Raw genomic sequence first — 21,686 nt, 5'->3', positions numbered from 1 at the left:
ATATCCACTGATCCGGGAGAAGACATGCCGCACCCCACGCAGCACCATCGACTGGTGGACGTCCCCGGCGGCCGGATCCACCTGGTGGAGCAGGGTGAGGGCCCCCTGGTCCTCCTCGTCCACGGCTTCCCGGAGTCCTGGTACTCGTGGCGCCACCAGCTCCCCGTCCTCGCCGAGGCGGGCTACCGCGCGGTGGCGATCGACGTGCGCGGTTACGGCCGCTCGTCGAAGCCGCGGGAGAGGGACGCGTACCGGATGGTGGAGCACGTCGCCGACAACGCGGCGGTCGTACGGTCCCTGGGCGCGGAGACCGCCACGATCGTGGGCCACGACTGGGGCTCGGGCATCGCGGCGAACTCGGCGCTGCTCGAACCGGACGTCTTCACGGCGGTGGGCCTGCTGAGCGTCCCCTACGCACCCCGGGGCGGCCCCCGCCCCACGGACACCTTCGCCATGATCGGCGGCCCCGACGAGGAGTTCTACGTCAGCTACTTCCAGGAGCCGGGAAGGGCGGAGGCGGAGATCGAGCCGGACGTACGGGGGTGGCTCGCGGGCTTCTACGCGGCGCTGTCGGCGGACACGATGCCGTCGCCGTCCGACGGCCCGAGCGTGCACTTCGTACCCCGGGGAGGCCGGCTGTCGGACCGCTTCCCACCTGAAACCGGTCTCCCCTCCTGGCTGACGGAGGCCGATCTCGACTTCTACGCCGCCGAGTTCGAGCGCACCGGCCTGACCGGCGCACTCAACCGCTACCGCAACGTCGACCGTGACTGGGAGGACCTGGCGACGCTGGACGGAGCCCCGATCACCCAGCCGTCACTGTTCATCGGCGGCGACCAGGACGCGTCGACGACCTGGCTGGCGGACGCGATCAAGGCATACCCGGAAACCCTCCCGGGCCTCGTGTCGTCGCACATCCTGGAGGGCTGCGGGCACTGGGTCCAGCAGGAACGGGCGTACGAGGTGAACCGGCTGCTGACGGAATGGCTGGGGACGCTGCGTACGCCGCGTACGAACTGAGCCCACGGAGCGGCTGCCGCGGACGCCGGTACGAACCGAGCGCCGTGCACCGCCCGAGGACTCAGTGGCCGATCGGAGGAGACATGCAACCGGTCTCCATGAACGGGCCGTTGGCCGACGCCTCATAGTTGGTCGGCTGCACGAAGGCGGTGACGCAGGCGTCGTCACGTACGCGCAGGCCGATCATGGTCCCTTCGGGAGTGACGTACTCGCCGTTCTCGTAGCGCGCACGCATGTCCTGGACGTTGAGCTCGCCGCTCAGGATCGTGCCCTTGCCGTCGTGCTTCTCGATCTTGTACCCGAGCTCGCCGGTAAGGGCCGCCCGCACGCTCTTCGCATCCCACTTCTTCTTCGCGTGCAGCCGCTCGAGGACGGGCCTCATACGAGCGGCCTCGGCCTCGGCGGCTTCCTCGCTCGCCGGGGACATGTCGCCGGGCCGCCGGTAGGCGTTGTTCTCGCCGTTGTGCGGGGCGCCGTCGACGACACCGGGTTCCACGTAGGGGGAGGCCCCGGGAGCGGACGTGGTGGGGGCAGGGGTGCTGGGACTGGCAGCGGTGCTGGGGCCGGTGCTGCGGCCGGTGGTGGGAGCTCCGGCCGCCGAGGGGTTCGCCGTGGTGTCGTGCCGCTGCTCACCGCAGCCGGTGAGCGAGGCCGCGGCGGCGCAGACGAGGAGAGCGGACACCGCGCCGAAGCGGCGCCGCTGCGTTGAGGTGACCGTGTCGAACGTGCGTCTAGAGCGGACCATGCCGGTGACTCTGCCACGGTTGCGCGACGCGCACGGCCCGCTCGGGACACGGCTGGGACACGGCTGGGCCACGGTCTCGGCCAGGGCACGACCTAGGCGTCGACCTGGTCCCGGAACTTGTCGACCAGCGCGGCGGGGGCCTTGGCCGGGGACCCGGCGTCGTACGGCGGCTGGGGGTCGTACTCGATGAGGAGCTGCACGGTCTGCGCGTGCTCGTCGCCCGCGATCTTCCCGGCGAGGGTGAGGCCCATGTCGATCCCGGCGGAGACGCCCGCGCCGGTGACGTACTTCCCGTCGAAGACGACGCGCTGCCCGGTCGAATCGACCCCGAACTGCTTGATCTGTTCGAGCGCCAGCCAATGGGACGTGGCCCGGCGGCCCTTGAGGAGCCCGGCGGCGGCGAGGATGAGCGACCCGGTGCAGACGGATGTGGTCCAGGTGGTGCCGGTGTCGACGGCGCGCAGCCAGCCGAGCACGGCCTCGTTCTCCAGGTCGGGCTCGGGGCTGCCGGGTACGACGACGATGTCCGGGCTGCTGACCTCGGCGAGGGATTTCGTGGCGACGAGGGAGAGGCTCCGGTTGTCGTCGAGGACGGGCCCCGCCTGCTCGGCGACGAAGACGACTTCGGCGCCGGGAAGCCCGGAGAGGGTCTGGTAGGGGCCTATCGCGTCGAGGACGGTGAACTTGTCGTAGAGCAGGATCGCGATCTGCATGGAAGTCCCTTCCCGCTGGTGTTGCCGGTCGTGGTGTTCCTGGTTGTGCCGCTCGGCCCAAGTCTTCAGGCGGACGGAAATGACCGCAATGACGAGCAGCCCACCTTTACTGCCATGAAGGCTGCCCCCACCCCCCACCTCTCGGCGGGTTATCCACATGAAGGCAGATATCCACAGGCTGAAACGCGCGCGGCCGTTGTGGGGCAGCCTGAGGCCATGGGGGGTTCGAGGGAGCCGCGAGGCTCGAGGAAGTGGGGTGAGCTGCGGGAGTTGGCCGTGGAAGGGGTGTTGCTCACGGGCTGGGCCAGGGAGGCGGGCTGGCCGAGGAGCACGTTGGCCAGGAGCCTGGCCGCCGAGGGGTGGACGCGTATCCCGGGCGGCGGCTGGGCGGAGCCAGGACGGGCGCTCGACCTGACGTTACGTACCTGGGCGGGGCAGTTGACGATGCCGGCCCTGGTGGCGAGCCACCGGTCGGCGGCGAGGCTGTGGCGTATCGAAGTACTACGGGAGGAGTTGGAGTTCACCGACCCGCGGGGGACCGGCCGCAAGACGGGCGCGCGCGTCCACCGGCTCACGCTGCCACCTGAGGACATCACCGTGGTGGAGGACCTACGGGTGACGACGGTCGCGCGTACGTTGGCGGATCTGTTGCGCGGCGGCCCTCGAGAGGACGCCGTGGTGGCCCTCGACTCGGCGCTGAACGGCCGCCGATACGGGGGGCGCCACTGGCGGGGCCCGTTGATCGGCGGCATCGACACGGTGGCCGCGGCCTTGGACTCCCCGCCGGTGGCGCAGGCGGCGGGGGCGACGAGGGCGCGCCGGTGGCTGACGCTGGCCGACCCGGCGGCGGGCTCACCGGCGGAAACGGTCGCCCGACTCCGGATGCTGGACGCGGGACTGCGCCCGGAGTCCCAGGCAAGGATTCTGACGCCGGCGGGCCGCCTCCTGCGCCCGGACTTCTTCTTCCGCGGGAAGGGCGTGGTGGTCGAAATCGAGGGCTTCGCCTACCACGGCACGAAGGAGGCCCACCGCCGAGACCTGTCCCGCTACAACGACCTGGCGTCATGCCCCGAGGTAAGGGCGGTACTGCGCTTCGCCGCAGACGAGGTATTCACCGCACCAAAGGCGTTCGTGGGGAGGGTACGGGCGGCGCTGGAGAGGGCGGGGTGAGGGGGAGGGTGGGGAGGGGGGAGGGGAGGGGAGGGGGAGAGTGGGTGAGGGTGAGGGGGGCTGGGGCGAGGTTGGGGGTGGGATGCAGAAAAATCCCGTGACGCGCCATTTCGGCGTCTGGGAGAGTGGGATTTTTTGTATGCGGAGCCGAACTGCGCCCCCAGGCGCCCGAGATGGGCGGTATGGGTGGTCGGATGTGGGCTGTGAGGGCGCGTCAGCGCAGCGCGTCCCCGGGCGCTTTGGCCCCTCCCTGGCGGCGTAGCCGGAAGGGAGGCCCGCACCTGAGCGGTGGGTCCGGTACGAGGTGGGGGCGGGGTGGCGGTGGCGACCAGGCCGCGGCGACGAGACCGTGGCGAAGAGGCTGCGGCGAAGTGGGCAGCGCGATGAGGGCCGAGCCCACGCCTCGGCCCCGTCGCGGCGGCGGCTTTGGTCGGCGGGTCAGGTCTGACCCCGACCGGGGCGCCTTGATGCGCCGGGTGCGACGCGACGCTGCGTGACACTGCGCGTCGCTGCGCCGGGCAGGTGGTCGCAAGGCCCGTGACGCGACGGCCGACGAGGCCTTGGACATGCGTCGACCGCGGTGGCTCCCCCTCCGCGCCACCGCGGTCGACCTTCCCCGTGTCCCCCCGTGTCCCCCGTGTCCCCCGTGTCCCCCGTCAGGGTGTAAGTCTTAGTCCTTCGCCGGCGGGGCGGGCTGGTGGCTGTCGCCCTGCGTTGTGGCGGTGCCGTCCTTGGGCGGAGCGGGCTGGTGGCTGTCGCCCAGCGTGGTGATGCCGTCCTTCGGCGGGGCGGGCTGGTGGCTGTCGCCCAGCGTGGTGATGTCCTGGTCCTTGTTGGCGTCGCTCATGGTCGCGAACTCCTTTGGGATTGACGGTGCGGTCGAATGAAGCGCCCGTTCGGCAGCTCCCCCGAGGGCGGCCGAACGGGCGTTCGTGGGCCGCTCACCCTATCCGTGGGGCCCTTGGCGACCCGCCTGCCCCCCGACGCGACGGATCGATAAGTAGAGAGTGGCAGTGCCTCATAAACGTTCGATGAACGTCCCAAGTGGCTGCGTCAGGCGGTTGTGATCGGGTAGAGGAGCGCACGCACCTCGTCTGCCTCCGGGGCACCGGACTTGTCGTGAATGGCCAGGGCTTCGTGCCAGCAGGCTCGGGCGCGGTCGACCTGTCCGAGGTTGTCGAGCGACCTTCCCAGCAGGGTCAGTACGTTGGCTCGCATCCAGTCGCCACCGATGAAGCCCGTGGTGAGGGCCTGTTCCGCGTGCTGCGCGGCCTGGGTCGGCCGGTGGTCCGCGAGGTGCGTCTGGGCGATGCGGTAGTGCGTCGTCCCCTCCCAGAGACGCTGACGGTTCTCCATGAACACCTGCAGCGCCTTGCTGAGCTGGTCGAGCGCCTCGGTGTGACGCCCTGCGTGTGTGAGGGCGATTCCCAGGGCGTACCGGGCGTTGGCGAGGCGGAAGGTGAGGCCAAGCTCGTCGTATATGGCCATGCCCTGCCGGACGAGTTCGATCGCCGCGGAAGTGCGGTTCATCGAGTCGAGGCTCCGGGACCGGTTGCACAGGGCGCTGGCCTCACCGGGGCGGTTGCCGTCTGCGCGGAAGGCTTCGATCGCCGTGAGGAGGAAGGCCTCACCGGCTTCGTGCTGGTTCATGCAGTTGGCGATGATGCCCTGCTCATTCGGGGCATTACCGCTGGTCCACGGGTCTTCGGCCTCGCGGCCGAGTTGCGCGGCGCGCTCCGCCTCTACGGCTGCCCTGTCGAAATGCCCCCCGTTGCTGAGCACTTGACTGAGCGTGACTCGTGCGCGGCCCTCCGCATGAGCGTCACCCAGCGCGGCAGCGGCATCCCGTGCAGCGGACGTCGCCAGCTCGTAGCGGAGCGAGCTGGCTCCCGACTCCGCCAAGTCCTTGGAGGCCAGAAGCAGGTCGACCGCACGCCGCAACGTGCTCTTGTCCAGTGACTGCTGCACGCAGGCGAGGATGCAAGCCGCCTCCGAGTGCAGCCAGTCCAGCGCCTTCGCGTCGTCGCTGAAGCCCTGGCCCACATGGGCGGTCACTTCGAGGTGGTCCACTGTCCGGTCCCCCGGCCGCTCGATCGCGTACACCCGAGCCGCGGACGCCAAGTAGAAGTCCAGCAGCCGCGACATCGCCGCCCCCCGCTCACTCGGCGGCAGTTCGTCCCGCTCGGCGCACGCACGCGCGTAGAGCCGTACCAGGTCGTGGTAGCGGTAGCGGCCGGGAGCCGCTGATTCCACCAGGGACGTGTCGACCAGCATTTCCAGCAGGTCTTCCGTCTCCTCGACCGGGAGGTCAAGGACCGCGGCCGCCGCCGCGAGGGAGAGGTCCGGGCCGTCCGCAAGGCCCAGCAGGCGGAACGCCCTCGCCTGGGCCGGCTCCAGCTGGCCGTAGCCCAGTTCGAACGTGGCCTTGACCGCGAGGTCGCCCGCCTGGAGTTCGTCCAGGCGGCGTCGCTCGTCCGCCAGCTTCGCGGCGAGGGTGGAGACCGTCCAGGTGCGGCGGGCCGCCAGGCGCGAGGCCGCGATGCGGATCGCCAGAGGGAGGAAGCCGCAAGCCGCCACCACGTCAAGGGCGGCCTTGCGCTCCGACTGGACCCGCTCCTCGCCGACGATCCGCGTGAAGAGGAGGAGGGCTTCCTCCGGAGACATCACGTCCAGGTCCACCAGGTGCGCGCCCGCCAGGTCCACCATCCGGATGCGGCTGGTGACCAGGGCCGCGCAGCCCTCCATGCCGGGGAGCAAGGGGCGTACCTGCGCCGCGTCGCGGGCGTTGTCCAGGACCACCAGGACCCTGCGACCGTCCAGCACGGAGCGGTACAGCGCCGCCCTCTCCTCCAGGGAGTCCGGGATCGCGGAGTCGGCGGTGCCCAGGGCCCGGAGGAACGCGCCGAGGACCGTTTCCGGCTCCGCCGCCCTCGCGCCCGCGCCCTGCAGGTCCACGTACAGCTGGCCGTCGGGGAAGTAGGTGCGGGCCACGTGCGCCACGTGGACCGCGAGCGTCGTCTTGCCCACGCCCCCGATGCCCGCAAGGGCCGAGACCGCCATCACGCGGCCCTCCGCCGCCGACAGGATCTCGCTCAGTTCGGACACGAAGGACGCGCGGCCCGTGAAGTCGGGGACCGTCGCCGGGAGCTGAGCCGGGCGGACCACCGCTGCCGCCGGTTCCGGGGTCGCCGCCGAGGGTTCCGCGAGGGCCGGGTCCGCCTGGAGTATGCGCTGCTGGAGTTCCTTCAGGCCGGGGCGCGGGTCCACGCCCAGTTCGTCGTCGAGCAGGCGCCTCGTGTCCGCGTACACCGCCAGGGCCTCTGCCTGGCGCCCGCTGCGGTACAGCGCCAGCATCAGGAGTTCGCGCAGGCGTTCACGCAGGGGGTGCGCCGCCGTGAGGGCCGTCAGCTCCGAGACCGCCTCCGCGTGGCAGCCGACCTCCAGGTCCATGTCCAGGCGGGATTCCAGGAGCTGGAGGCGCCACTCGTCGAGGCGGGTGCGTTCCGTTTCGGCGTACGGGCCGGGGACGTTGGCGAGGGGTTCGCCGTCCCAGAGGCTCAGTGCCTTGTTGACCAGGGAGCGGGCCTGGCAGAGGTCGGCCACGCCGCGTGCCTTCTCCGCCTCCGCCCACAGGTCTTCCGCGAGCGCCAGGTCGAGTGCGCCGTCGGCCACGGCGATCGCGTATCCGCCGGATTCGCTGACCAGGACTCCCGCGGGCAGCACCTTGCGCAGCCGGGACGCGTACGTGCGGACCGCGGCCAGGGCCTGCGAGGGCGGGTCGTCGCCCCAGAGCGCGTCGATCAGTTCGTGTGCCGTCGCGGTGCGGCCTGCGCGCAACAGGAGTGCCGCAAGGAGCGCGCGTTGTTGCGGGGAGCCCATGGAGAGCTGCTCGGCGCCGTGCCATGCGCGTACGGGGCCGAGCACGCTGAAGTGCGGTCTCAGTTCCTCGGGGGCGTTCCCCGGGGCCGGACGCCGCTGGTCCGGTACTCGCGGTACACCGTCCATCGCTCCCCCTGCTGCCCTGACGTACCCGGCCGTCACCGTGCCTGGTCGTGCGCCGCGGGCCTGCCCTGCCCGCGATTGTCGCTCTTTGCCTGGTTCCGTTCTCCACCCGGCTTCTTCACCCGGCTCTTGCACCCCGCCAGTTTGCCTTGTTCATGGCGGATACGTCAGCCGTGCGAGACGGCTCTCACAGGGTCCACGCACTCGGCGGCCGGTAATGGACAGGGGATGGACGGTCGGTCGATCCCCGATGGGCGGCCGGTCGCTCGCCGAGGCAGGGTCGATCGCTCGCCGATGGATGGCCGACAGGGAGCTGACGGGCCGTCAGATCGGCGCTACCGTGGAGCGCATGGAGACCACTGAGACCCTGCCGACGTTCCCGAGGATCATCTCGGTGGACGACCACACCGTTGAGCCCGCCCATGTCTGGCGGGACCGGCTCCCGGCCCGCTACCGCGACAGCGGGCCGCGCGTCGTCCGCGCGCCGCTGAAGGAAATGACCTTTATGGGCGGGAAGTTCGCCCCGGTGATGGGGGCGAAAGGGGACGACGGGCCCATAGGCGACTGGTGGGTCTACGAAGACCTGCACCGGCCCCTCACCCGTCTCGACACCGCGGTCGGGTACGACAGGGACGAGATCAAGCTGGAGGTCATCACGTACGAGCAGATGCGGCCGGGATCCTTCAGCGTGCCCGACCGCCTCGCCGACATGGACGTCAACCACGTCCAGTCCGCCCTCTGCTTCCCCACCTTCCCCCGCTTCTGCGGGCAGACGTTCACCGAGGCGAAGGACCGTGAGCTGGGCCTGCTCGGCGTTCGCGCGTACAACGACTGGATGGTGGAGGAGTGGTGCGGGCCCGATGCGCGGGGCCGTCTCATCCCTCTCACCCTCATTCCGCTCTGGGACGCCGAACTGGCCGCCGCCGAGGTCCGCCGCAACGCCGCTCGCGGGGTGCGTGCCGTCGCCTTCTCCGAGATACCGCCCCACTTGGGCCTCCCCTCCATCCACACGGACGAGTGGGACCCCTTCCTGCGGGCCTGCGACGAGACCGGCACCGTCATCGCCATGCACATCGGGTCCAGCAGCAAGATGCCGAGCACGTCCGCGGACGCGCCGCCCGCCGTCGGGTCCACCATCACCTTCGCCAACTGCTGCTTCTCGATGGTCGACTGGCTGATGAGCGGCAAGTTCGAGCGCTTCCCGAATCTCAGGATCATGTACGCGGAAGGGCAGATCGGGTGGATTCCCTACATCCTCGAGCGCGCGGACGTCGTCTGGGAGGAGAACCGCGGGTGGGGCGGGGTCGCCGACAAGGTGCACCGGCCGCCGTCGGAGCTCTTCACCGAGCATGTGTACGGGTGCTTCTTCGATGACGCCTTCGGGCTGAGGAACCTCGACGCGATCGGGGTCGGGAACGTGCTGTACGAGACCGACTACCCGCACTCCGACTCGACCTGGCCGAAGTCGCGGGAGGTGGGGGAGTCGCAGATGGGGCACCTCGCGCCGGACGTCGTGGACCGCATCGTGCGGGGTAACGCGATCGATCTCCTCGGGCTCACGGCGGACGGACTGTGGGCGGGCCCCGGGGCGTAGGAGTGGACAGTCGCCCCCGACCCCTTGCCTGACGCACCGTCAGCTACGACGATGAGTGCCGTCGCCGTATATGACACTCCGTCAGATCAAGGTGAGGGGTCGGGTTCCCATGGCTGCCAACGCGCTGGCGCACATCTTCCCGCAGGGGCGACTGGTCTACGGGATGCAGCTCCCGATCCAGTCGCAGAGCGTCATCTACGCCGAGGCGTGGGAGGCGGACGCCACCGCCGACGACCTCGCCGAGATCGCCCGCGCCGCCGACCGCGGCGGCTTCGCGTACATCGCCGGCTGCGACCACGTGGCGATTCCTCGGCGGCTCGCCGAGACCATGAGCACCGTCTGGTACGACCCGGTGGCCACGCTCTCCTTCCTCGCCGGGATCACCGAGAACGTACGGCTGATGAGCCACGTCGCCGTGGTCGGGCTTCGGCATCCGCTCGTCACCGCCAAGCAGTACGCCACTCTGGACCGGCTCAGCGGCGGGCGGCTGATCCTCGGTGTCGGGGCCGGGCACGTGCAGGAGGAGTTCGACGCCGTCGACGCCGACTTCGAGCGGCGCGGGCCCGTGCTCGACGAGACCATCGACGCCCTGAGGGCCGCCCTCGGGCCCGAGGAGTACCCCGAGCACCACGGTGAGCACTACGACTTCAGCGACCTCGGCCAGCAGCCACGCCCCGCCCAGTCCCGCGTGCCCATCTGGGTGGGCGGTTCCTCGCCCGCGGCTGTCCGCAGGGCCGCCGTACGCGGCGACGGGTGGCTGCCGCAGGGTGACCCGCGCGACAAGCTGCCCGCGCAGATCGCCAGGCTCAAGCGGCTGCGCGAGGAGGCGGGGGTCGAGGAGCCGGCCGTCGTGGGGGCGATCGCGGAACCCCTCTATGTGGGGGAGCCCGGCTGGTCCGTGGGGCGGCGCACCCTGAGCGGGAAGCCGGACGCCCTCGCCGAGTCGCTGCGCGCGTACGGGGCGATGGGCGTGCAGCAGATCCAGGTGCGCTTCCGCAGCCGTGGCCGCACCGAACTCACCGACCAGATGGCGGCGTTCGCCGCCGAGGTGGCCCCCCACCTCAACTGACCGATCGCCCCCCGCACCCTCACTTCACTCAAGGAGACTCGTATGGGAAAGCTGGACGGTCGCGTCGTCATCGTCACCGGTGCGGCGCGCGGGCAGGGCGAGCAGGAGGCGCGGCTCTTCGCCGCCGAGGGCGCGCGGGTCGTCATCGGTGACGTGCTCGACGACCAGGGCGAGGCCCTGGCCAAGGAGCTCGGCGGTGACGTGGCCAAGTACGTGCATCTCGACGTCAGTCAGGAGGCCGACTGGGGCGCGGCCGTGTCCGCCGCCAAGGACGCCTTCGGGAAGATCGACGGCCTCGTCAACAACGCCGGGATCCTGCGCTTCAACGAACTCGTCAGCACCCCGCTCGAAGAGTTCCAGCAGATCATCCAGGTCAACCAGATCGGCTGCTTCCTCGGTATCCGCACGGTCGCGCCCGAGATAGGGGCCGCCGGCGGCGGGACCATCGTGAACACCGCGTCGTACACGGCGATGACGGGCATGGCGTACGTCGGCGCGTACGCCGCGACCAAGCACGCCATTCTCGGGCTGACCCGGGTCGCCGCGCTGGAGCTCGCCGCCCGGAACATCCGGGTCAACGCCGTCTGCCCGGGGGCCGTCGACACCCCGATGACCAACCCCGCGCAGCTCGACCCGACCGCCGACCCCGTCGAGGCGGGCGAGGCCGTCGCCGAGCTCTACAAGAAGCTCGTGCCGCTCGGGCGGATCGGCAGGCCCGAGGAGGTGGCCGCCCTCGCGCTCTTCCTGACCGGGGACGACTCGGCGTACATCACCGGGCAGCCGTTCGTCATCGACGGGGGGTGGCTCGCGGGGGTCAGCATCGTCTGACGTGCGCCGGTGGAACTGACGGTACGTCAGCGAGCGTGGCCGCGGGTATTGACGGCCCCGGCGGCCGGTGGAACAGTCGTCGCATCACAATCTGACGGTTCGTCAGAAACTCGCAGATACTCACGAGGATGGTGAACCTCCTTGGAATTCGGTCTCTTTGTACAGGGATACGTGCCCGCCAAGCGGGCCAAGGTCGACCCCGAAGCAGAGCACAAGGCGCTCATCGAGGAGACCGAGTACGTCATCCAGGCGGACAAGTCCGGCTTCAAGTACGCCTGGGCCTCCGAGCACCACTTCCTGGAGGAGTACTCACACCTCTCCGCCAACGACGTCTTCCTCGGCTACCTCGCCCACGCGACCGACCGCATCCACCTCGGCTCCGGGATCTTCAACCCGCTCGCCCCGGTGAACCACCCGGTCAAGGTCGCCGAGAAGGTCGCCATGCTCGACCATCTCTCCGAGGGGCGCTTCGAGTTCGGGTCGGGGCGCGGCGCCGGGTCGCACGAGATCCTGGGGTTCATGCCGGGCATCACCGACATGAACCACACCAAGGAACTCTGGGAAGAGACCATCGCCGAGTTCCCCAAGATGTGGCTCCAGGACGAGTACGTCGGCTTCCAGGGCAAACACTGGTCGCTGCCGCCCCGCAAGGTCCTGCCCAAGCCGTACGGGAAGTCGCACCCGGCGATGTGGTACGCCGCCGGGTCCCCGCCCTCGTACGCGATGGCCGGCAAGAAGGGACTCGGGGTACTGGGCTTCAGCGTGCAGAAGGTCTCCGACATGGAGTGGGTCCTCGACTCGTACAAGACGGCGGTGAAGGACGCCGAACCGGTCGGTGACTTCGTCAACGACAACGTCATGGTGACCTCCACCGCGATCTGCGCGGAGACGCACAAGAAGGCCGTCGAGATCGCCGTCAGCGGCGGGCTCAACTATCTGCAGTCGCTGTTGTTCCGGTACCACGACACCTTCCCGCGCCCCGAGGGCATCCCCGAGTGGCCCGAGCTGCTCCCCGAGTACACCGAGGAGATCATCGAGCTGCTCATCGCCGAGGAGCTGATGATCTGCGGCGACCCGGACGAGGTGCTCACGCAGTGCAAGCGGTGGGAGCAGGCGGGGGCGGATCAGCTCAGCTTCGGGCTGCCGATCGGGATCTCGCCCGAGGACACGAAGAACACGATCAAGTTGATCGGTGAGCATGTGATTCCGAAGATCGACACGGATCCCGTGCACCGTACTTCGCGTATGCGGGGTGCCTCCGGCGGTTGAGCCGCCACCACCGACTGCCCCGGCCTCCTCTCCCGGACGGAGGCCGGGGTGCCCCTCTTCGCCCTTCGGGCGCTTTCTCCCCACCCACCCACCCGTTGCCCCGAAGGGGGACTGCACCGTCATGCTCGACCACCTCATCAAGGGCGCGACCGTCGTCGACGGGACCGGCGCCCCCGCGTACACCGCCGACGTCGGCATCCGGAGCGGGCGCATAGCCGTCGTCGCCGAGCCGGGCACCGTCACCGAGGCCGCGACGACCAGCGAGGACGCCCAGGGGCGGGTCCTCGCCCCCGGATTCGTCGACCCGCACACGCACTACGACGCCCAGCTCTTCTGGGACCCGTACGCGACCCCCTCCCTGAACCACGGCGTCACCACCGTCGCGGGCGGCAACTGCGGCTTCACCCTCGCCCCGCTGCACCCGGACCGCCCCGAGGACGCCGACTACACGCGGCGGATGATGTCCAAGGTCGAGGGCATGTCCCTGGTGGCTCTCGAAGAGGGCGCGCCCTGGTCGTGGAGTTCGTTCGGCGAGTATCTGGACGCCCTGGAGGGGCGCGTCGCCGTCAACGCCGGTTTCATGGTGGGGCATTGCGCGCTGCGGCGGTACGTCATGGGCGCCGACGCGGTGGGCGGGCAGCCGACTCCCGAGCAGCTCGACGCGATGCTGCGGCTCTTCCATGACGCCATGGACGCCGGGGCCTGGGGGCTCTCCACCACACAGTCGTCCACGCACTCCGACGGCGACGGGCAGCCCGTCGCCTCCCGGCACGCGAAGCCCGCCGAGCTGCTCGCGCTCAGCCGGGCCGTCGCCGAACACGAGGGCACGCAGCTCGAAGCGATCGTCGCGGGCTGTCTCGACCAGTTCAGCGACGACGAGATCGACCTGTTCGTCGAGATGAGCGCCGCCGCGGGCCGGCCGCTGAACTGGAACGTCCTCACCATCGACGCCGCCGTGCCCGAACGCGTCCCGCGCCAGCTGGTCGCCAGCGAGCGGGCCCGCGAGTCCGGCGGCCGGATCGTCGCCCTGACCATGCCGATCCTCACCCCCATGAACATGTCGCTCGGCACCTTCTGCGCCCTGAACCTGATCCCCGGCTGGGGGGACGTGCTCGGCCTGCCCGTGCCCGAGCGCATCGCCGAGCTGCGCGACCCGGACGTCAGGGGCGAGATGCTGCGGCGCGCGGACAGCAAGGAGGCCGGGGTCTTCCGGCGGCTCGCGCACTTCGACCGTTACGTCATCGGGGACACGTACTCCAAGGAGAACGAGGGCCTCACCGGCCGTGTCGTCGCCGACATCGCGGCCGAGCGCGGCCAGGAGGCCTTCCAGTGCCTCGTCGAGATCTGCGCCAACGACGACCTGCGTACGGTGCTTTGGCCGATGCCTTCGGACAACGACCCCGACTCGTGGGCCCTGCGTCAGGAGACCTGGCGGCACGAGGACGTCATGCTGGGCGGCTCCGACGCGGGCGCGCACCTGGACCGCATGTGCGGAGCCCCGTACACGACCCGGTTCATCGGTGACTGCCTGCGGGGCCGCAAGCTGGTCGGACTCGAAGCGGCGGTGAAGATGCTCACCGACGATCCCGCGCAGCTCTTCGGGCTGCGGGAGAGGGGCCGTATCGAGGAAGGTTTCCACGCCGACCTCGTCCTCTTCGACCCCGAGCGCATCGACGCGGGCAAGGCCACGCTGGTGCACGACCTGCCCGGCGACAGCCCGCGCCTGGACTCCAAGGCCATCGGCATCAACGCCGTCTGGGTCAACGGGGTCGAGGCCATCCGCGAGGACCGGGTGACGGGTGCGACCCCCGGCACGGTGCTGCGTTCGGGCCGTGACACCAGGACGGTGAGCACCAAGTGAGCGGCGAACTCCCGCAGGAGCAGCGGCTGTTCATCGGCGGCGAGTGGATCGAGCCTGACGGAGGTCACTACGAGGTCGTCAATCCGGCCACCGAAGGCGTGGTCGGTCTCGCTCCCGAGGCGAGCCGCGAGCAGGTGCGCGCGGCGGCCGGCGCCGCCCGCGAGGCCTTCGCCACCTGGTCGCGCACGACCCCCGAGGAGCGGGCCGCGGTGCTCGACCGTGCCGCGTCGATCATGCAGCGAGACATGGGCCCGTACGCGGAGCTCGCCCAGGCCGAGAGCGGCGCGACGACAGGCACCGCGCGGGGCATGCAGGTCGCGGTGTCCGTGGCGCGTTTCAAGCGGTACGCGAAGGGCGCCCTCGAACCGGTCGAGGCGGCCCTTCCCCCGCAGATCAACGACGCGGGCCCGATGGGGAAGGCGGGCGTCGTGGGGGCGCTCACCGTCCGCCAGCCGGTGGGCGTGGTCACCTGCATCACCTCGTACAACAACCCGTGGGCCAACCCGGCGGGCAAGGTGGCGCCCGCCCTGGCCATGGGCAACACGGTCCTCGTGAAGCCCGCCCCGCAGGACCCGCTGTCGGTGTACCGGATGGCGGCGGCCCTGGAGGAGGCCGGGGCGCCGCCGGGGACGGTGAACGTGGTGAGCGGCGCGCGCCCGGAGGTCGGCGAGGCGGCCGTCGACTCCCGGGACGTCGACATGGTGAGCTTCACCGGCTCGACATCGGTGGGGCAGCGGATCGCCGAGGTGTGCGGCCGCGGCATGAAACGCCAGCTGATGGAGCTGGGCGGCAAGGGCGCGGCGCTCGTCTTCGAGGACGCGGACCTGGACTCGGCGGTGGCGGGCATCGGGACGACGTTCTCCTTCTACAGCGGACAGATCTGCACGGCCCCGACCAGGGTGATCGCGCACCGCGCGATCCACGACGCCCTGATCGAGAAGCTGACGGGCTACATCGGCTTCATGAAGGTGGGGGACCCCCGGGAGAAGGGGACGATCGTCGGTCCGGTGATCTCTGCGGCCCACCGCGACCGCATCGAGTCGTATGTCGAGCTGGGGCGCAAGGAAGGCGCGCGGGTCGTCGCGGGAGGCGAGCGGCCGGCGGGACCGGGCCTCGACCGCGGCTTCTACGTGGCCCCGACGCTGCTCGCGGACTGCACGAACGACATGAGGGTGGTCAGGGAGGAGATCTTCGGCCCGGTCGTGGTGGTGGTGCCCTTCGAGGACGAGGAGGAAGGCATCGCGCTGGCCAACGACAGCGACTACGGCCTCCTCGACTACGTCTGGTCGGGCGACGTGGCCCGCGCCTTCCGGGTCGCGCGGCGGCTGCGCGCGGGCGGGGTCGGCGTGAACACGATCGGCCGGAACATGGAGGCGCCGTTCGGCGGGTTCAAGAAGAGCGGGGTGGGCCGGGACGTGGGCTCGTACGCGCTGCACGCGTACAGCGAGCTGCAGTCGATCGTGTGGCCGGGGTGACCTCGTCTTTGTCCGGTATGTGGACTGTGGGCAGCAGCTCGGGAAAATTTTGAAACGGGTCAAAACGGACAGTGCTGCGGTTCTCGCATACCGGACGGTCTGAGTTTTGCCTGGCAATGGTGAAGGGTAATCGTTCATAGATCAAGCAATCGATGGCCGCTGCCCCAATTCCTCCATCGAACGCAAGGCTCGCGATCCGGATGTTCATCCTCCGTATGTGGAAACCGCAGCGCTTAACGTCCTGTTCATGACCCAGTTGGACGTACGGCCACAGGCCGGAGACACGGTAAGCGGCGCCCCCGACGGGGGCGTACGCGCCAAAGGCCTCGGCGGGAACTCCGTGGGCCTCATGGGCAGCGCCGTCATCGGCATCTCCACCGTCGCCCCCGTCTACTGCCTGACGTCGACCCTCGGCTCCACGGCCGGCGAGGTCGGCCTTGCCATGCCCGCGGTCTTCCTCGCGGGCTTCCTGCCCATGCTCCTGGTGGCGTTCGCCTACCGGGAGCTCAACAAGGCCATGCCGGACTGCGGCACGTCCTTCACCTGGACCGTCAAGGCCTTCGGCCCGCGGATCGGCTGGATGTGCGGCTGGGGCCTGGTCATCGCCACGATCATCGTCCTGTCCAACCTCGCGGGAGTGGCGACCTCGTACTTCTGGCTCCTGGCCGGCGAGATCACGGGCAACGAGTCGGTGGCTGCCCTGGACGACAACAAGGCCGTGCACATCCTGACGTGCCTGGCCCTCATCGCCGCCGCGACAGCGATCAGCTACCGGGGGATGACGGCCACGAAGGGGGTGCAGTACGCGCTGGTGGGGCTACAGCTCGTCGTACTCGCGGTCTTCGTCGTGATGGCCTTCCAGAAGGCGGGCACCGCCGAGTTCCCCCTCTCGCAGGACTTCTCCTGGTCGTGGCTGAACCCCTTCGCGGTGAAGTCGTTCTCCTCCTTCACCGCGGGTCTCTCGCTCGCGATCTTCATCTACTGGGGCTGGGACGCGTGCCTGGCCGCCAACGAGGAGACGACCGGCAGCGACAAGACCCCGGGCCGCGCCGCGCTCATCGCGATGGTGGTCCTCGTCGGCTCCTACCTCGCGACGGCCGTCGCCGCCCAGATGGTGGTGGGTGCGGGCACCAAGGGCCTCGGCCTCGCCAACCCCGACACCTCCGACAACGTCTTCGCCGTCCTCGCGGGCCCCGTGATGGGCCCGACCCTCGGCATCCTGCTCTTCGTCGCCGTCCTCGCGTCGGCCGCCGCGAGCCTGCAGACGACGTTCATCCCGGTGGCCCGCACGGTCCTCGCCATGTCCTCGTACGAGGCGCTTCCGGCGTCCTTCTCCCGTGTTCACCCGCGCTTCAAGACGCCGGGCCGCGCGACGGTCACGGCGGGCGTCGCGACCGCCGTGTTCTACACGGTCATGACGCTGGTCTCCGAGCACGTCCTGGTCGACACGATCTACGCACTCGGCCTCATGATCTGCTTCTACTACGCGCTGACGGCCTTCGCCTGCGTCTGGTACTTCCGCCGCGAACTCTTCAACTCCGCCAGGGACTTCGTCTTCAAGGGACTGCTCCCGGCCCTCGGCGGCGTCCTCCTGACCGGCGTCTTCACCAAGACCCTCATCGACATGTGGAACCCCGCCTACGGGAGCGGCTCCTCCGTCTTCGGCGTCGGCTCGGTCTTCGTGATCGGCGTGGGCCTGCTGCTCCTCGGCGTGGTCCTCATGCTGGCGATGGGCCGCAAGAGCCCGGCGTTCTTCCGCGGCGAGGTCCTCAAGAGGGACACCCCCGCCCTGGTGGTCGCGGACTGACCCTCAGCCCGCGAGCAGCCTCCGCAGCGACGCCTTCAGGTCCGTGATGAAGGCGTCGCGGCGTTCCCGGGGGACGAGGTCCAGGGACAGGTACGGGTTGAGGTCTTCCAGTTCGACCAGGAGCAGCTCTCCCGCCCGGGTGCGGCAGGCGTCGACGCGTTGGATGCCGTGGGTGACGGTGTTCCAGTCGATGAAGCGCTGGGCGAAGGCCAGGTCGGCGGCGGTCGGGACGTAGGGCTCCAGGACCCAGCGCTTGTCGGCGTGCGGTGCGTGCAGGGCGTACTGGAAGGTGTCGTCGATGAAGTAGAACGACACCTCGTACGTGAAGTCGACGCACGGCTGGACGAGGAAGGTGTCCCCGGCCCCGACGTGGTCCGCAAGATCGGCGCGGGACAGGATCTTCAGGCCTATGGAGTCCGCGCCCCGCTTGGGCTTGATCACGTACTCCGCGGTGTCCGGGAGCTTGCCGAGGTCCGTCAGGCGGTCGACGGTGGGGATCACCGGGTGGCCTTGTGCCGTCAGGTCGACGAGGTACTGCTTGCCCGCCAGGTCCGCGCCGCCGGTCAGCTGGTTGTAGACGCGGGTGCCCGAGGCGAGCGCACGGGCGCGGAACGCGTCGAACGCCGCCTGGTGATGCAGGACCGGGCCGCTGTTGCGGATCAGTACCGCGTCGAAGGCGTCCATCAGCGCGGCCGCGTCCAGCGGATGGCACAGCGCCGTGTCGAAGTCCTCGCGGAGGCGGGAGGCGAGCGCGATGTCCTCGTCGCAGTACCGGCGGCCCCGCGCCTCATAGGCGAGGTCGGTGACGAGCAGGAGGCGGGGCTTGGCGGACGGCATGGAACGGATCTCCCGGGGTTGCTTGCTGTCGACCGACCCTATGCGCCGGCCCCCGCGGAGGACGGCCCCGCCCCTGGTCGGGGGCAGGGCCGGGTGGTCAACGGTCCTTGTCGGACGGTCCTCAGCTTCGGCCCAGGAAGATCGGGTTCGTGAAGGCCGTCAGGGGGCCCGGGAGGCCCGGTGTCACCGGAGGGTGGCGGACCTCGGCCCGTACGTATGCCGCGTACGAGGGCGTCGTCCGCCACTCCGCCGTGCCGGTTCCGGACGCGGGGAGGGCGGGGCCCGTGAAGAGCGTCCCCTGGTCCGTGACGAAGCGGATCGTGCAGCCGGGTGCTCCCGTGACCTCCAGGCGGACCGTGACGGGGGCGTCGTGCTCGACGTAGAGGCGGTCGCCGATGCCCGCCTGCTTGCCCCGGCCGCCCGTGGCGGTGAACTTGAGCGAGACGTTCTTCGACTCGGCCACGTAGCTGTGGCCCGCGCGGATGCCCGCCTGGATGGCCTCGCGGGACAGGTCGTCCGCGAGGACCACCGTCTGCGGGGTGCCGATGGGGTCGGGGTCGCGGTGGGCGTCGCTGTTGCCCATGGCGGGGATCCAGGGCTTGCGGCCGCGGACGGCGGCGACCAGCGTGCTGTCCCAGTCGGCGAGGGAGATCTCGTCGTCCGGGGTGTACGCGCCGTTCCACACCTCCACCGCGTCCGCCTCCCCGAAGCCGAACTTCCAGTTGCAGCCGATGCAGGTGGCGTGCGGATGCGCGGGGACGACGAGGCCGCCCGCGTCGCGGACCTCGCGGGCGTACTTGCCGAAGCGGTTGTCGCGGGCGCGGTAGCGCCAGTCGACGAACGTGCCGGGGTCCGTGCCGAGGGCGACCACGTGGCCGTTGCGCGTGGTGACCTCCTCGCCCAGCATCACCAGGAGGTCGTCGCCCGCGTGGTCGGCCCAATGGGCGTGTGCGGAGTGGGTGTTGTGCTCGGAGGAGTTGATGAAGTCGAGGCCCGCGGCGCGCGCGAGCGCCGCGATCTCGGCCGGGGTGCGCCTGCCGTCCGAGTGCCAGGAGTGCAGGTGGCAGTCGCCGCGGTACCAGGCGCGCCCCCGCCCCTTCGCCCGCTCCGGGGGGTAGGTGGGTTTGGGCGTCTTGCCGGGCGCCCCGAACTTGAGCGTGATCGTGACCTCGTAGGGCAGGCCCTGCGGTGCGACCGTGTAGGGGCCGAGCGCGATGTTCCAGGTGCCCGCCCTGACCGGGCCCGGGATGTAGCCGGGCGTCGCCTCGTCGGCGCGGATGAAGAACTCGGTGCGCGCGCCGCCCGACCAGCCGCGGAAACCCTTGCCGCCGAGTGCGGTGCCGCGCTGGTCGAAGATGCCGATGTCGAGTGCGTTGCCCTGCGTGCCCGCGGGGACCGTGACCTTCTCGTAGGTGTACGCGACGTGGATCTCCCCTACGCCGTCGGGGACTTCGACCGGCAGATACACGAAGTCGGGTGACCCGGTGGGCAGCGTGCCGCGCACCACCTTGGTCTCGTCGCCACTTCCGGATGCACGCCCTGCGGCGCTCGCGAAGCTCACGCTGTTCAACGTAAGCGCGGCGGCGGCTCCCGTCACGAGCAGACCGCGCCGGTTCAGGGACGTGTCGGCAGGTCTGGCCCGGTGGTGTTCGTCCTCGCACATGTGTCGGCTCCCCAGGGTGTCGGAAGGGACTGCAGGGCAACCCTGGTATTGAGCCGTGAACTTCCCGGCAAGGGAAGGCAATTGACAGACTTACGGACGGTGTCGGGCTTTGCGCACGCGGCGGACGGCGATCATGACGATGATGATGATCACGATGACGGCGATGATCCCGAAGAGCAGGCCGATCCCGCCCTTGGACTTCTTCTTTTTCTTCTTCTTGGGCTTGGCCTGCGCCTCGTCGGCCGCCTTGGTGACGGTGCCGCTGAACACGGATGCCGAGTCGGCCGTGGCTCCGGTCGTGTGCGTCGCCGGAGCGGCCACGGACCGCGGAGCGGCCGCGTAGGCCCCCGCGGAAGCCGTACCCCCCAGCAGTGCCCCGAGCAGCAGCAGAACGGTCGCGAAACGAAGTCGCATGAGGGAAGCCCCCGATTTCCGTCGATTGCGGCGGATCCTAGGCCACCGGGAGCCCCGCGCCTAGGCTCGGGCGCCCGCTGCCCGAAGCACGGCGGCCGTCTCCTGGTGCGGCCCGTGCGTCGCCCAGTACAGCGGGGTGTTGCCCGAGCCGTGGTCCTCGCGGAGGTTGGGGTCGGCGCCATGGGCGAGCAGTTCGCGCACCGCGTCGGTGTGACCCCAGCACGCGGCCCCGCACAAGGGCGTCCCCTGGTCGCCGTGGCCGCTCTCCGCGTCGGGGTCGGCGCCCGCCTCCAGGAGCACCCGGACGGTGGAGGCCGTGCCGTGGACGGAGGCGCCGTACAGCGGTGTCGTCCCGTCGGGGTCGGGCTTCCTGGGGTCGGCTCCCGCCCGCAGCAGGGCCTTGACCTGTGCGGTGCGGCCCATTTCCGCCGCCATGACCAGCTGTTGTGTCTGTTTCTTGCGTCGTCTTCTGCTCATCGGGCGCCAGGGTAGTTCGGGAGCCGCGCGGGGTGGTCGGAATTTCCGCTCCCCCGTGCGGCGGAGGCCCGGCGCCCGTGATCGGCCCGTACGCCGATGTGACGGGACCGCACCGACGGCCAGCATGACGCCCATGCTGAAGATGAGCGCTCTCCCCGACGTCCCCCGGTGGGCCGTGATCGCCGCCCACGCCGTCCCGCTGGCCACCCTGCCCTCGGGGCTGTGGCGCGTCGCCCTGGTCGCCGGGCTCCCGGTGGCCGACATGCCGGTGGAGGGCTGGGGCGAGATGCTCTACGTCCTGGGGCTCAGCGTCGTCTCCGAGTGCCTCGCCCTCCTGACGCTCGGCCTGGTGCGGGGGTGGGGCGAGGTCGTGCCGGGCTGGATACCGCTGCTCGGCGGACGCCGGGTGCGACCGCTCGCCGCGGTGATCCCGGCGCTGCTCGGGGCCGCCGGACTGTTCCTGATCACGGGCTGGTTCGTGTACGCCGCGTACGCGGACCTGGGCTCCGGCGTCACGGACAGCGCGGCCAAGCAGACGCTCCTGATGGTCTGCTACGTGCCGCTGCTCCTGTGGGCTCCGCTGCTCCTCGCGGTGACGCTCGCGTACTACAGGAGGCGGACGCGGGGTGCGGGCACGGCATGGACTCCTGCGCCCCTTACGGCTAGTAAGTGAGCCCCGCGCGCGTACGTCGCATCGACAGGCAACAGCCCGTACGCCGCATCGAGTGACAACAGGAGGCCC

At 70.4% G+C, this 21,686-nt stretch carries 18 protein-coding genes; 10 read left to right on the top strand and 8 right to left on the bottom strand.

The genetic code is table 11. The features are described from left to right. Positions 1-24 precede the first annotated feature (24 nt). Positions 25-1,020 carry an alpha/beta fold hydrolase gene (locus tag ACWGIH_RS24275; RefSeq protein WP_453446245.1) on the top strand — a complete coding sequence of 332 codons (996 nt, stop codon included), beginning with the start codon at positions 25-27 and terminating at the stop codon, positions 1,018-1,020. A 61-nt stretch (positions 1,021-1,081) separates the two neighbouring features. On the opposite strand, the gene ACWGIH_RS24270 is transcribed toward ACWGIH_RS24275, so the two are convergent. Continuing rightward, positions 1,082-1,765 (bottom strand): hypothetical protein, encoded by a 684-nt coding sequence (locus ACWGIH_RS24270; protein ID WP_453446247.1) that lies wholly within the window; start codon positions 1,763-1,765, stop codon positions 1,082-1,084. Between the two features lie 92 nt (positions 1,766-1,857). Next, the gene (locus tag ACWGIH_RS24265; RefSeq protein WP_453446249.1) at positions 1,858-2,478 is read right to left on the bottom strand and encodes a DJ-1/PfpI family protein; all 621 of its coding nucleotides are present in this window, start codon (positions 2,476-2,478) and stop codon (positions 1,858-1,860) included. Positions 2,479-2,694: 216 nt separating this feature from the next. Between ACWGIH_RS24265 and ACWGIH_RS24260 the strand changes: the two genes are divergently transcribed. Next, the gene (locus ACWGIH_RS24260; protein ID WP_453446250.1) at positions 2,695-3,648 is read left to right on the top strand and encodes a hypothetical protein; all 954 of its coding nucleotides are present in this window, start codon (positions 2,695-2,697) and stop codon (positions 3,646-3,648) included. 670 nt (positions 3,649-4,318) lie between these two features. Here ACWGIH_RS24260 and ACWGIH_RS24255 read toward each other — a convergent pair. Both ACWGIH_RS24255 and ACWGIH_RS24250 read right to left on the bottom strand, forming a co-directional pair. Next, positions 4,319-4,495: a sigma-like protein gene (locus tag ACWGIH_RS24255; protein WP_453446252.1), complete on the bottom strand. Its 177-nt coding sequence runs from the start codon at positions 4,493-4,495 to the stop codon at positions 4,319-4,321. A 206-nt stretch (positions 4,496-4,701) separates the two neighbouring features. Beyond that, positions 4,702-7,653: an AfsR/SARP family transcriptional regulator gene (locus ACWGIH_RS24250; RefSeq protein WP_453446254.1), complete on the bottom strand. Its 2,952-nt coding sequence runs from the start codon at positions 7,651-7,653 to the stop codon at positions 4,702-4,704. Positions 7,654-8,017: 364 nt separating this feature from the next. Here ACWGIH_RS24250 and ACWGIH_RS24245 point away from each other — a divergent pair, with 364 nt between their 5' ends. From ACWGIH_RS24245 to ACWGIH_RS24215, 7 genes are all read left to right on the top strand, one after another. Beyond that, the gene (locus tag ACWGIH_RS24245; RefSeq protein ID WP_453446324.1) at positions 8,018-9,244 is read left to right on the top strand and encodes an amidohydrolase family protein; all 1,227 of its coding nucleotides are present in this window, start codon (positions 8,018-8,020) and stop codon (positions 9,242-9,244) included. Between the two features lie 109 nt (positions 9,245-9,353). Further along, on the top strand, positions 9,354-10,313 hold the full coding sequence (locus ACWGIH_RS24240; protein WP_453446255.1) for an LLM class F420-dependent oxidoreductase: 960 nt from the start codon (positions 9,354-9,356) through the stop codon (positions 10,311-10,313). Positions 10,314-10,355: 42 nt separating this feature from the next. Next, a complete protein-coding gene (locus ACWGIH_RS24235) occupies positions 10,356-11,141 on the top strand; it encodes an SDR family NAD(P)-dependent oxidoreductase (RefSeq protein WP_453446257.1) in 786 nt (261 codons plus the stop codon). A gap of 141 nt (positions 11,142-11,282) precedes the next feature. Then, the gene (locus ACWGIH_RS24230) at positions 11,283-12,410 is read left to right on the top strand and encodes an LLM class flavin-dependent oxidoreductase (protein WP_453446259.1); all 1,128 of its coding nucleotides are present in this window, start codon (positions 11,283-11,285) and stop codon (positions 12,408-12,410) included. A gap of 121 nt (positions 12,411-12,531) precedes the next feature. Then, positions 12,532-14,271 (top strand): N-acyl-D-amino-acid deacylase family protein, encoded by a 1,740-nt coding sequence (locus ACWGIH_RS24225; RefSeq protein ID WP_453446260.1) that lies wholly within the window; start codon positions 12,532-12,534, stop codon positions 14,269-14,271. Next, positions 14,268-15,746, top strand: coding sequence for an aldehyde dehydrogenase family protein (locus ACWGIH_RS24220; protein ID WP_453446262.1), 1,479 nt, complete (start codon positions 14,268-14,270; stop codon positions 15,744-15,746). Before ACWGIH_RS24225 ends, ACWGIH_RS24220 begins: the two co-directional genes overlap by 4 nt. Positions 15,747-15,993: 247 nt before the next feature. Then, the gene (locus ACWGIH_RS24215) at positions 15,994-17,553 is read left to right on the top strand and encodes an APC family permease (protein ID WP_453446264.1); all 1,560 of its coding nucleotides are present in this window, start codon (positions 15,994-15,996) and stop codon (positions 17,551-17,553) included. Positions 17,554-17,556: 3 nt separating this feature from the next. On the opposite strand, the gene ACWGIH_RS24210 is transcribed toward ACWGIH_RS24215, so the two are convergent. The 4 genes from ACWGIH_RS24210 to ACWGIH_RS24195 form a co-directional block, all read right to left on the bottom strand. Further along, positions 17,557-18,390, bottom strand: coding sequence for a hypothetical protein (locus ACWGIH_RS24210; protein ID WP_453446265.1), 834 nt, complete (start codon positions 18,388-18,390; stop codon positions 17,557-17,559). A gap of 121 nt (positions 18,391-18,511) precedes the next feature. Then, positions 18,512-20,053 (bottom strand): CehA/McbA family metallohydrolase, encoded by a 1,542-nt coding sequence (locus ACWGIH_RS24205; RefSeq protein WP_453446267.1) that lies wholly within the window; start codon positions 20,051-20,053, stop codon positions 18,512-18,514. A 90-nt stretch (positions 20,054-20,143) separates the two neighbouring features. Then, positions 20,144-20,467 carry a hypothetical protein gene (locus ACWGIH_RS24200; RefSeq protein ID WP_453446268.1) on the bottom strand — a complete coding sequence of 108 codons (324 nt, stop codon included), beginning with the start codon at positions 20,465-20,467 and terminating at the stop codon, positions 20,144-20,146. Between the two features lie 60 nt (positions 20,468-20,527). After that, entirely contained in the window at positions 20,528-20,944 is a 417-nt protein-coding gene (locus tag ACWGIH_RS24195; RefSeq protein WP_453446270.1) for an ankyrin repeat domain-containing protein, read from the bottom strand. Positions 20,945-21,077: 133 nt separating this feature from the next. On the opposite strand from ACWGIH_RS24195, the gene ACWGIH_RS24190 reads away from it, so the two are divergent. Next, entirely contained in the window at positions 21,078-21,617 is a 540-nt protein-coding gene (locus ACWGIH_RS24190) for a hypothetical protein (RefSeq protein WP_453446272.1), read from the top strand. The last annotated feature ends 69 nt before the right edge of the window (positions 21,618-21,686 follow it).

The organism is Streptomyces sp. NPDC054872, from assembly GCF_053610705.1.
The sequence above is the reverse complement of the archived record's forward strand: the minus strand, read 5'-3'. Positions and strand labels throughout refer to the sequence as shown.

Coding starts and splice junctions, on each gene's coding strand:
- ACWGIH_RS24275 (WP_453446245.1), top strand. CDS start 25: ATGCCGCACCCCACGCAGCACCATCGACTGGTGGACGTCCCCGGCGGC.
- ACWGIH_RS24270 (WP_453446247.1), bottom strand. CDS start 1,765: ATGGTCCGCTCTAGACGCACGTTCGACACGGTCACCTCAACGCAGCGG.
- ACWGIH_RS24265 (WP_453446249.1), bottom strand. CDS start 2,478: ATGCAGATCGCGATCCTGCTCTACGACAAGTTCACCGTCCTCGACGCG.
- ACWGIH_RS24260 (WP_453446250.1), top strand. CDS start 2,695: ATGGGGGGTTCGAGGGAGCCGCGAGGCTCGAGGAAGTGGGGTGAGCTG.
- ACWGIH_RS24255 (WP_453446252.1), bottom strand. CDS start 4,495: ATGAGCGACGCCAACAAGGACCAGGACATCACCACGCTGGGCGACAGC.
- ACWGIH_RS24250 (WP_453446254.1), bottom strand. CDS start 7,653: ATGGACGGTGTACCGCGAGTACCGGACCAGCGGCGTCCGGCCCCGGGG.
- ACWGIH_RS24240 (WP_453446255.1), top strand. CDS start 9,354: ATGGCTGCCAACGCGCTGGCGCACATCTTCCCGCAGGGGCGACTGGTC.
- ACWGIH_RS24235 (WP_453446257.1), top strand. CDS start 10,356: ATGGGAAAGCTGGACGGTCGCGTCGTCATCGTCACCGGTGCGGCGCGC.
- ACWGIH_RS24225 (WP_453446260.1), top strand. CDS start 12,532: ATGCTCGACCACCTCATCAAGGGCGCGACCGTCGTCGACGGGACCGGC.
- ACWGIH_RS24215 (WP_453446264.1), top strand. CDS start 15,994: ATGACCCAGTTGGACGTACGGCCACAGGCCGGAGACACGGTAAGCGGC.
- ACWGIH_RS24210 (WP_453446265.1), bottom strand. CDS start 18,390: ATGCCGTCCGCCAAGCCCCGCCTCCTGCTCGTCACCGACCTCGCCTAT.
- ACWGIH_RS24205 (WP_453446267.1), bottom strand. CDS start 20,053: ATGTGCGAGGACGAACACCACCGGGCCAGACCTGCCGACACGTCCCTG.
- ACWGIH_RS24200 (WP_453446268.1), bottom strand. CDS start 20,467: ATGCGACTTCGTTTCGCGACCGTTCTGCTGCTGCTCGGGGCACTGCTG.
- ACWGIH_RS24195 (WP_453446270.1), bottom strand. CDS start 20,944: ATGAGCAGAAGACGACGCAAGAAACAGACACAACAGCTGGTCATGGCG.
- ACWGIH_RS24190 (WP_453446272.1), top strand. CDS start 21,078: ATGCTGAAGATGAGCGCTCTCCCCGACGTCCCCCGGTGGGCCGTGATC.